The organism is Curtobacterium sp. PsM8, assembly GCF_030433875.1.
Classification (GTDB): domain Bacteria; phylum Actinomycetota; class Actinomycetes; order Actinomycetales; family Microbacteriaceae; genus Curtobacterium.
The window spans coordinates 1-9741 of the sequence record NZ_JARUXD010000097.1; the positions used below are offsets into that span (position 1 = coordinate 1).

Genomic DNA, 9741 nt, shown 5'->3' on the forward strand with positions numbered 1-9741 from the left:
CCCCCCCCCCCCCCCCCCCCCCCCCCCCCCCCCCCCCCCCCCCCCCCCCCCCGCGGCCGGCGCCCCCCCCCCCCGGGGCCGCCCCCCCCCCCCGCCAGCCGTACTGCCGCGTCCGACCTACCGCGCTGTCAGCTCCGCCGTGCCGTCAGCTCCGTCGAGCCGGGATCCCGAGCGGCCCCGGCGTCCGCTCGATCGCGCGGACGGCGAGCGCCCGCACCCAGTCGAGTCGCTTGCCCGGCCAGCCGTGCACCAGCGTGGTCCACTGTTCCGGCAGGGCCGACGCCCCCGCGAGCGCCCCGGCCAGTCCGCCGGTGATCGCGGCCACGGTGTCGGTGTCCCCGCCGCCCCGGACGGCACGTTCGAGGGTGTCGACGACGCCGTCGCCGAGGGTGATCGCGGCGACCGCGGACTGCAGCGACGCGACGACCCATCCGTTCGCTTCGGTGTGGTCCTCCGGTGTCGAGGACTCGGCCTCGGCGATGCGGTCGAGCCACAGGGTCCGGCGCTCCCGCGGCAGCATCGGCACACCTCGGCGGACGTCGAGCTTGCCGCGGCGGACGGCGTGCCGGATCGCCACGGTCCAGAGGACGCAGGCATCCCCGGCGTCGTCCTCGTGGTGGGTCAGGTCGCTGACCCGTCGGGCGGCGACCGCGAGGTTCTTCCGGGCGCCGTCGCCGAGGAACCCGAGCACCAGTGGCGTGGTCCGCATCAGTGACCCGTTGCCCGCCGACTGCCCGTTCTGCTCGTGCACGGCGCGGGCGGCGGCCTTCGCGGCGTCTTCGGTGTTCGCGGTCATCCGGCCCAGGACGGCTCGGGTCTGCGCGCCGACGTCTGGGGCGTCCTGCGCCCAGTCGGACCAGGCGGCGAGCAACCGGCCGTGGGTGCGAGGTTCGTTCCACCGGGCACCGTTCGCGACCGCTTCGAGCACCGGGATCGCCATGCTCGTGTCGTCGGTCCACTCCCCCGGCTCCCACCCGAACGGGCCGCCGCCGCGCATCTCGACGGGGCTCCCGCCGGCCATCGCCGGGCCGAACTCGTAGGGCGCTCCGAGGGCGTCTCCGCACGCACTCGCCAGCACGGCGCCGAGCGCCCGGTCCTGCATCGCTGTGTCCATCGTTCCCTCCGCGCTCCACGCTAGTGCCGCGAACCGGGGGCATGTCGGCAGGTGTGTCGTCCAGCCGGTTCGCCTAGCCTCGAACCGAGCGGACCCCGGCCCGCTCGGTCATCGGTCCGCCGGAGCACCGGCTGACAGACCACCCCCCGCCACCATCCACCCGACGAAGGACCGAACCATGCGCCGTGCCGGCATCGCACTCGCGTCGGTGTTCGGCGTCGGCGTCGTCGCTGCCGTCATCGGGGTCATCGTCCTGATCGTCGTCGCGGTGAACTCGCTGAACGGGCTCGCCTCGTCCTCGGCCACCCCGCGGGCACTGACCTGCCCGGCCGCGGCGTCGCAGACCGTCGGCGGCGTCGTGGTGCCCGCCGGGCCGATCGGCGGCTTCTGCCAGGACCGTCTGGTGAACGCTGCGCAGGTCATCCGCGCCGCCCGTGAGCTCGGCATCGGTCCGCACACCCAGGCGGTGGGCGTGATGACCGCGATCGGCGAGTCCGGACTGGTGAACCTCGACCGTGGCGACGCGGTCGGCCCGGACAGCCGGGGGATCTTCCAGCAGCGCGACAACGGCGCCTGGGGCACGTACGAGCAGCGGATGGACCCGTACACGGCGGCGTCGATGTTCTACGCCAAGCTGATCAAGGTCCCCGGTTGGAAGACCATGACACCGACGCAGATGGCGCACGCGGTGCAGGTGAACGCGGACCCAGACCACTACGCCAAGTACTGGCCGACGGCGAAGCGCGTGGTCGAGGGTCTGACCGGTGAGAGCGTCCCCGACACCGCACCCCAGGGCTGACCAACGCGGCGCTGACCCCGTCCCGGTTCACGCCGCAGCCGCAGCGACCGGTTCGTCGTCGTCGAGCTCCACCATCGAGGCGCCGTCGTCGTGCACCACGACCTGACCGCGGAGCCGCACCCCGTGTTCGTCGAGGGTGCAGGCCATCGCGTCCACCCACTCCCAGTCGACCGGGAACAGCCCGGTCGCCCCCGGTCGTTCCCACGCGATGACGACCTCGGCCGCACCGACCTGCTGGACGACGTCCTCGACCAGGGCGCCGAAGTCCTCGACCTGGTCGTCGGGTTGGTAGGGCAGGTCGGCGACCGGCAGGACGAGCTGCACGGGGATGCCGCGGTCGCTGAGGAACAGCACCCAGCACTGTCGTCGGACAGGGGTCTCGAGGAGGGCGACGACGAGGTCGACCACGTCGTCGTCGGTACGGACTGCGGTTCGCTCGAGTCGCTCGAGCACGTCGGTGTCTGGCATGTCCCCAGCGTCGCCGCCGACCCGGTCCCCCGGGGCGCCGGAGTCGGCCTCTGTGGACAACGACCGTGCCGACCGCGGATGTGCAGGACCGGTCAGATGCCGATCGAGACCGACCCACCGACCAGCAGCCGCGCCACGACGAAGACCAGCACGAGCACCCCGAGCCCGAGGAGCGCGACCGGCCAGCTCAGCCGTCGCCGCACCAGCCGGAGCACGCACACCACCAGGGTGACGAGGAACACCAGCGCGACGACCACCGGACCGAGTGTCACGACCGTGCTGCCGAGTCCCTCGTCGCACCGGTTGCCGGGCGCGTCGCACGAGCCGAACGACAGCGCCATGAACTGGATCCCACGCCCCGCGACGACCGTCGTGACCGCGCCGAGCAGCAGCAGGACGACGGTCGCGACCACGTCCGCGACGCGACGGCCACCGCGCAGGCCGGGACGGGCCTCCCGGCCTGCCGCCGACGCGGACGCCGACTCGGACGCGGACGCCGACCCGGCCTCCGACGCCGGACGCGACCGCCCGTCGTCACCCGCGCGTGTCACGACCGCCCGCCGACCGCGGTGCCGGCCAGGACGCTGAGGATGGAACGCATGGTCACCATGGTGCCTCCTCCGGCCCGCACGCGTTCGGCGGTACGGTCGGGACATGGCCCGCGCACGCGACCACGAACCCCCAGCCGCCCCCGCCACGGCCGCGCTGCTGCTCGGCGGGTTCGCCTTCCTGCAGGGCCTGATCCTGCCGGCCGAGGCGGTCGGTCGCCACCTGGCGATCGGCTTCCTGTTCGGCGGCCTCGGCCTGCTGTCGTCGTGGCGAGCGGTCACCATCGGCCGCGGCCGTCGACACCGCGCCGCACGCCGATGGGCCTGGTTCGCCGCCGTCCTCGGCCTGCTGGGTGTCGGCATGCTCGGCTACCAGGGCCTGGTCATCCTGACCGGCGGGGCGCTGCCACCGCCGTTCTGGTGGCCGTACGCACAGCGCTGACAGTCCGGCAGGCGATTCGGCGAGCAGACCGGGAGGCCCGCCCCACGTCCGACTCCATGCACCGGCAACGACCGGTACCGTTCCGCCGGAACGGGTGCAGGATGGCCGCATGGCAACGACGCCGAACCCCTCGACCCTGTTCCGACGGAAGCCGATCGACACGATCGACGACGACTCCGGTGGAGAGGGCGGCCTGAATCGCCACCTCGGCCTCTGGCAGCTCACCGCGATCGGCATCGGCGGCATCATCGGCGCCGGCATCTTCACCCTCGCCGGCACGGTCGCGAACGGCGTCGCCGGACCCGCGGTCCTCATCTCCTTCCTGGTCGCCGGCGTCGCCAGTGCAGCGGCAGCGCTGTCCTACGCGGAGTTCGCCGGGCTCATCCCGAAGGCCGGCAGCGCCTACACGTACGGCTACGCGGTGCTCGGCGAGATCGTCGGCTGGTTCATCGGCTGGGACCTGCTGCTCGAGTACACGGCGATCGTGGCGGTGGTCGCGATCGGCATCTCCGGCTACGTCGGGTTCCTGGTCGGCCAGTTCGGCATCGACCTGCCCGCCTGGATGCTCGGCGCGCCGGGCACCGGGGACGGCCACGTGGTCGACGTCTTCGCGATCGCCCTGTGCCTGCTCACCGCGTTCGTGTTGACCCGGGGCATCCGGAGCGCGGCCCGCTTCGAGTTCGTCGCCGTGGGCATCAAGGTCGCCCTCGTCGTCCTGATCGTCGTGCTCGGTGTCTTCCACGTCGACAGCGCGAACTACTCGCCGTACTTCCCGTTCGGTTTCGGCGGCGTGATGACCGGTGCCGCGACCGTGTTCTTCGCCGTGTTCGGCTACGACGCGATGTCGACCGCTGCCGAGGAGTCGACCGACGCCCGGAAGCACATGCCGAAGGCGATCCTGCTGTCCCTCGGCATCTCGATGGTCCTCTACGTCCTCGCCACCCTGGTCCTCACCGGCATGCAGGACTACAAGGACATCGACCCGGCGTCCGGGTTCTCGTCGGCGTTCGCGTCGGTCGGGCTCGGCGGCGTCGCGAACGTCATCGCGATCGGCGCCATCATCGGCATCATCACCGTCCTGGTGACGTTCATGCTCGGCGCCTCGCGCGTCTGGTTCTCGATGAGCCGCGACGGCCTGATGCCGAAGTGGTTCGCCAAGACCGACCCGAAGCGGCACGTCCCGACCCGGGTGACCTGGATCCTCGGCATCGCGTCCGCCGTCCTGGCCGGGGTGCTGCCGATCGGGGTCGTCGCCGAACTGACCAACATCGGGATCCTGCTGGCGTTCGTCGTGGTCTGCACCGCCGTCATCGTGCTCCGCTACCGCCAGCCCGACCTCGACCGGCAGTTCCGGCTCCCCTTCATGCCGATCGTGCCGGCGATCGGGGTGTTGGCGTCGCTCTGGCTCGTCTCGTTCCTGCAGTGGGAGACCTGGGTGCGGTTCGCGGTGTGGTTCGCGATCGGCCTCGGCGTCTACTTCGGCTACTCGCGCAAGCACAGCAAACTCGCGCAGCCCAGCGAGCACTGACCGAGCGCTGCCGACCGGAAGCAGACCACAGCGCCGCCACAGACCACAGCGACCCGACCACCCAGGGGGCGGCCGGGTCGCTGCGTGTGGTGCGGAGTCAGTCGCGCCGGTGCTTGCCGAGCGAGGCGGTCGGCGCCGCCATCGGGTGGTTCCGGAACCAGCGCAGCAGCTCGCGCGCACGACTGGCATCGGCGCTCACGTCGCCGGCGGTCAGGAACTCGTTGAACCCCTCGGGGGTCGGAGCCTGCTCGTCGCGGTCGAACGCCATCGTCCAGTCGGGGAACCGACGGGTGTGGATCGACTCCTCCACCAGCAGCCGGACCTCGTCGTGGCGCGGGTCGGCGACGATCCGGCCGTACGTCGCGATGACGGCGTCGGGCGGACCCTCCAGCAGCTGCATGAACCGACCGGACCGGTGGACGAGCATGCCGGTGAGACCGTCGGCGGTGTTCCGCTCGCGCGAGTACGCCAGGACCTCGTCGAGGTCGGCGTCGTCGAACGGCTGGGCGGCCGAGCTCATGTAGACGAGTGACTGCAGCATGATGCTGTCGATGATGTCTCATCGACGCCGGTCCGGGCCAGCCCCCGAACGGGACTGACCCCCTGCGGACGACGAGCGTCGGCGGGGACTGGCACGATGTCCCTGTGCCAGCAGCCCCGATGATCGACGCCGTCGACGTCATCCGCTTCGTGGGGCCGCAGACCTTCGGCCGTGCCCGGGACGTCGTGCGCGCCGGCCTGGTCGAGGAAGCCACCTGGCACGAGGACGGCACGATCACCGCGGCGGTCAGCGGCAGCGCCGCCGACCCGTACGACGTGCAGGTCGAGACGACCATCGCCCGCGGCGAGTTCGTGCGCCCGGTCCGCAGCCGCTGCACCTGCCCCCTCGGCGGCGAGTGCAAACACGTCGCCGCAGCACTCCTCACCATCAACGCGCGTGCCCTCGCCGCGCAGGCCGGCCCGCGCACGCAGGCACCGACCCCGCCGACCCCGGACTGGAGGCGCGACCTCGCCCGCCTCGCCGGTGACGACGACGAGACCACCCGCTCCGGCGACGCGCCTGCGACCGGTGGGATGGGCCTCCAGTTCGAACTGCGCGACGCGGTGCCGGCCCGACTCGCCGGACGCGCCCGTGCTGCGGGCCGGACGCTGCCGGTCGCCAGCCGGGCGGTGCGGCTCGGCGTGCGGCCGGTCAGCCGGAGCGCGGCGGGCAACTGGGTGCGCGGGCAGCTGACCTGGGGTGCGCTCCCCTACTCGATGAACCGGCTCGGACTCGAACCGAACCAGCACGCGTGGTTCATGCAGTTCGCCGCCCTGCACCGCGCCGGCGTGCTCGCCGGGCTGCCCGGGGAGAGCGACTGGATCCACCTCGACGACTTCCGCAGTCCGCTGCTCTGGCCGTTGCTGCGACAGGCCGGGCCGCTCGGCATCGCGTTCGTCACCGGCAAGCACGAGGGCGGGGTCGACCTCGGCGTCGACGCCCGGGTCCTGCTCGACGCCGCCCGCACCGCCGACGGACTGGTGATCGGTGCCAGTGCGGTGATCGACGGGCGGCCGCTCGCCGAGGGCACGGCGCGGGTGGTCGGCGACCACGGCGTGTACGCGTTCCGCGAGTCGCCCGAGTTCCACGTCATGCTCGCCCCGACGCCGACCCCGGTGCCCGAGGACCAGCGGAAGATGCTCGTCGAGGCGACGCGGATCACCGTGCCCGCGGACGAGGTGGACGAGTTCCTGGCGGACTGGTCGCCGAAGCTGCGTGGATCGCTCGGGCTCGTCAGCTCCGACGGGTCACTCGCGCTGCCGGAACGGACGCCGCCGGAACTCGTGCTCACCGTGACGTTCGAGCCGGCCCGGGCGCCGCGGACCGACGACCGGGCGCACCTGCAGTGGCGTTGGAGCGTCGACGGCCGGAAGGACCCGGTGTCCCTGCACGGACCGTTGCCGGAGCTCGGCAGCGTGCTCGCCGCGGACGACGAGACGGAGGCCTCCGAGCCTCCCGGCCCGGGTGACGGACTGGAGTGGTTCCAGGACGGGACCATCGACGGGGCCGACGTCGCCGTCCTGGCGAACGAGCTGCTGCCGGCGCTCCCCGCACTCGGGGTCCGTGTCGTCGTGCAGGGCGAGCGCGTCGACTACGAGCGCCTGACCGGGCGGCCGCACATCCGTGTCACCACCATGCCGTCGGACAAGCACGACTGGTTCGACCTCGGCATCATCGTCAGCGTGAACGGCAAGGAGATCCCGTTCACGCCGCTGCTCCGGGCGCTCGCGAAGCGCGACCGGCGGATGAAGCTCGTCGACAACTCGTACCTGTCGCTCGCCGACCCCGCGTTCGACCGGCTGAAAGAGGTCATCGAGGAAGCCCGAGAGCTCGACGAGTGGGAACCCGACCAGCCCCTCACCGTGACGCCGTACCGGGCCGCGCTCTGGTCCGAGTTCGACCAGCTCGCCGACGAGACCGACCACGACGAGCGGTGGCAGGAGATCGCCTCCCGCCTGCTCGACGCCACCGCGCCGGCCGATGCCGTCGTGCCCGAGACCGTGCACGCCGACCTGCGGCCCTACCAGCGCGACGGCTACGCGTGGCTGACGTTCCTGGTCGAGCACGGCGTCGGCGGTGTCCTCGCCGACGACATGGGGCTCGGCAAGACCCTGCAGGCGCTCGCGATGATCGCCGACCGACGGGCCGCCGACCCGGACGCGCCGCCGTTCCTCGTCGTCGCACCGACCTCCGTCGTCGGCAACTGGGCGGACGAAGCCGCGAAGTTCGTGCCGTCGCTGCGGGTCACCACGATCGCCGGCACCTCGCTGAAGGACCCCGCCCGGGTCGCCCGGACCGCCGCCGCGTCGGACGTCGTCGTCACCTCGTACGCCCTGCTCCGGCTCGACGCAGCGGCCTACCTCGACCTCAGCTGGTCGGCGCTGCTGCTCGATGAGGCCCAGTTCGTGAAGAACCCGCAGTCGCAGACCCACCGCGTGGCCGCCGAACTCCGCGCCCCCGTGAAGATCGCCATCACCGGGACGCCGCTCGAGAACGGGCTCGCCGACCTCTGGGCACTGTTCGCGGTCGTGGCGCCCGGGCTGCTGTCGTCGTGGACCCGGTTCGGTGACGACTACGTGAAGCCACTGGCCTCGCCCGAGCTCCGCGGAGCCGCACGCAAGGAGCTGACCGACCGACTGCGGCGACGCATCCGGCCGCTCATGCTCCGACGGACGAAGGAGAGCGTCGCCGCGGACCTGCCCGAGAAGGTCGAACAGGTCGTCCGGGTCACCCTCGACCCCGCCCACCGCGACCTCTACGAGAAGACCCTGAACCGGGAGCGACTGAAGGTCCTGGACCTCGTCGACGACCTGGACCGCAACCGGATGATCGTCTTCCGCTCGCTGACCCTGCTCCGGATGCTCGCGCTCTCCCCCGCACTCGTGTCGGACGACCACGGCGACGTGCCCAGCGCCAAGCTCGACCTGCTCCTCGACGAACTCGAGACCCTGGCTGCCGAAGGGCGTCGGGCGCTGGTGTTCAGCCAGTTCACCTCGTTCCTCAAGATGGTGTCCGCCGCCCTGGACGCACGCGGCGTCGCGTACGAGTACCTCGACGGCTCCACCCGGCGCCGCGGGGCCGTCATCGACCGCTTCCGGAACGGCACCGCGCCGGCGTTCCTCATCTCGCTGAAGGCCGGCGGGTTCGGGCTCACCCTGACCGAGGCAGACACCGTGTTCGTCCTCGACCCGTGGTGGAACCCCGCCGCCGAGAACCAGGCCGTCGACCGCACGCACCGCATCGGGCAGACCCGGTCCGTCACCGTCGAACGGCTCATCGCGGAGGACACCATCGAGGAGAAGGTGCTCGCGCTGGCGCAGCGGAAGGCGCAGCTGTTCGCGACGATGATCGACGACGACGCACTGTTCGCCGAGGGGTTGAGCGCGGAGGACATCCGGTCGCTGCTGGCCTGACCGGGTGGCGAGATGTGGGATGCGAAGTCCTTGGTCTGGAGGCCCGGGGTTGGCTAGCTTCCAGGGATGCTCCTCGAGACTGTCGCCGCCCACACTGCGAGTCCGTTCTCCGATGCCCCCGGCTCGTCCCACCTGAGCGTGCTGGCGACGAGGGAACCGGTGACCGGAGCGGTACGCAGGCTGGGGTCCAGCACCTCTGAGTTCGTGCTGCCCAACGGACACCGGATCAAGCTGGCAGCTGGCAACGGGGCCGGGAACTACCCCACGGGATACCTCGAGCGGCTGCGGACCACAGGCGAGTGCTGACCCTCGACGCCAACATCCTGATCGGATGGCTCGATCGGCACGACGCCTGTCACGAGCTCGCCGTCGACATCATCGACTCCCATGAGTGGGACGAGTTCGCGACGGCCACGGTCACGCTGGCCGAAGTGCTCGTCCGGCCGGCCTTGCATGGCGGATACGAGGATCACCTCGACGCCATCACAGCACTTGACGTCAACCTCTACGGAATCGATGGCGACATGGTCCGCACCGTCAGTACGTTGGCGGCCAGGGAGCGGCTGCGAGGGCCCGATGCTGCGGTGCTGGCCGTCGCGATGCGCACCAGCACCGCGATCGCCACGCTCGATCGACGGCTGGCCGCTGCAGCGCGTCGGGTCGGGTTCGAAGTGGTCGACGAGCCAGCCGAGGACGCCGTTCCGGAATCAGGACCAGCCTGGTGGCGGTGGCTGCCATCGGCCGGATGAACGCGACACCGGGCACCACCCTTCGGCCGGTGAGGCGCGCCAGGAAGCGCAAGACGCCGCCGAGCCCGGGCCCCCCCCGCGCCATGGGGCGGGGGGGGGGGGGGGGGGGGGGGGGGGCCGGCGGGGGGGGGGGGCAGGG

The 9741-nt window shown here is 72.1% G+C and carries 9 protein-coding genes; 5 read left to right on the forward strand and 4 right to left on the reverse strand.

What is annotated here, in order from left to right; genetic code table 11:
* Positions 1–145: 145 nt before the first annotated feature.
* A complete protein-coding gene (locus QCD68_RS15885) occupies positions 146–1114 on the reverse strand; it encodes an ADP-ribosylglycohydrolase family protein (protein WP_301223724.1) in 969 nt (322 codons plus the stop codon).
* Positions 1115–1292: 178 nt separating this feature from the next.
* Here QCD68_RS15885 and QCD68_RS15890 point away from each other — a divergent pair, with 178 nt between their 5' ends.
* Positions 1293–1913 carry a hypothetical protein gene (locus tag QCD68_RS15890; protein WP_301223725.1) on the forward strand — a complete coding sequence of 207 codons (621 nt, stop codon included), beginning with the start codon at positions 1293–1295 and terminating at the stop codon, positions 1911–1913.
* 27 nt (positions 1914–1940) lie between these two features.
* Here QCD68_RS15890 and QCD68_RS15895 read toward each other — a convergent pair whose 3' ends face one another.
* Positions 1941–2381, reverse strand: a complete 441-nt coding sequence (locus QCD68_RS15895; RefSeq protein WP_111075015.1) for a hypothetical protein — start codon at positions 2379–2381, stop codon at positions 1941–1943.
* A gap of 92 nt (positions 2382–2473) precedes the next feature.
* Complete coding sequence (locus QCD68_RS15900; protein ID WP_301223726.1) at positions 2474–3037, reverse strand: DUF6264 family protein; 564 nt, start codon at positions 3035–3037, stop codon at positions 2474–2476.
* On the opposite strand from QCD68_RS15900, the gene QCD68_RS15905 reads away from it, so the two are divergent.
* Together QCD68_RS15905 and QCD68_RS15910 are read left to right on the forward strand one after the other, a co-directional pair.
* Positions 3036–3371, forward strand: coding sequence for a hypothetical protein (locus QCD68_RS15905; RefSeq protein ID WP_221851691.1), 336 nt, complete (start codon positions 3036–3038; stop codon positions 3369–3371). The two genes, QCD68_RS15900 and QCD68_RS15905, sit on opposite strands and share 2 nt — an antisense overlap.
* Before the next feature lie 109 nt (positions 3372–3480).
* A complete protein-coding gene (locus QCD68_RS15910) occupies positions 3481–4899 on the forward strand; it encodes an amino acid permease (RefSeq protein WP_301223727.1) in 1419 nt (472 codons plus the stop codon).
* Between the two features lie 97 nt (positions 4900–4996).
* Here the strand turns inward: QCD68_RS15910 and QCD68_RS15915 are convergent, their stop codons facing one another.
* Entirely contained in the window at positions 4997–5440 is a 444-nt protein-coding gene (locus QCD68_RS15915) for a BLUF domain-containing protein (RefSeq protein WP_220039207.1), read from the reverse strand.
* Positions 5441–5544: 104 nt separating this feature from the next.
* Here QCD68_RS15915 and QCD68_RS15920 point away from each other — a divergent pair, with 104 nt between their 5' ends.
* Both QCD68_RS15920 and QCD68_RS15925 read left to right on the forward strand, forming a co-directional pair.
* Positions 5545–8853 (forward strand): DEAD/DEAH box helicase, encoded by a 3309-nt coding sequence (locus QCD68_RS15920; RefSeq protein WP_301223728.1) that lies wholly within the window; start codon positions 5545–5547, stop codon positions 8851–8853.
* Between the two features lie 299 nt (positions 8854–9152).
* Positions 9153–9602: a type II toxin-antitoxin system VapC family toxin gene (locus tag QCD68_RS15925; protein ID WP_301223729.1), complete on the forward strand. Its 450-nt coding sequence runs from the start codon at positions 9153–9155 to the stop codon at positions 9600–9602.
* Positions 9603–9741: the final 139 nt, after the last annotated feature.

Bases quoted from the DNA above. Each gene is read 5' to 3' on its own strand.
- QCD68_RS15895 (WP_111075015.1), bottom strand. From the start codon at position 2,381: ATGCCAGACACCGACGTGCTCGAGCGACTCGAGCGAACCGCAGTCCGT.
- QCD68_RS15905 (WP_221851691.1), top strand. From the start codon at position 3,036: ATGGCCCGCGCACGCGACCACGAACCCCCAGCCGCCCCCGCCACGGCC.
- QCD68_RS15885 (WP_301223724.1), bottom strand. From the start codon at position 1,114: ATGGACACAGCGATGCAGGACCGGGCGCTCGGCGCCGTGCTGGCGAGT.
- QCD68_RS15890 (WP_301223725.1), top strand. From the start codon at position 1,293: ATGCGCCGTGCCGGCATCGCACTCGCGTCGGTGTTCGGCGTCGGCGTC.
- QCD68_RS15915 (WP_220039207.1), bottom strand. From the start codon at position 5,440: ATGCTGCAGTCACTCGTCTACATGAGCTCGGCCGCCCAGCCGTTCGAC.
- QCD68_RS15910 (WP_301223727.1), top strand. From the start codon at position 3,481: ATGGCAACGACGCCGAACCCCTCGACCCTGTTCCGACGGAAGCCGATC.
- QCD68_RS15900 (WP_301223726.1), bottom strand. From the start codon at position 3,037: ATGTCCCGACCGTACCGCCGAACGCGTGCGGGCCGGAGGAGGCACCAT.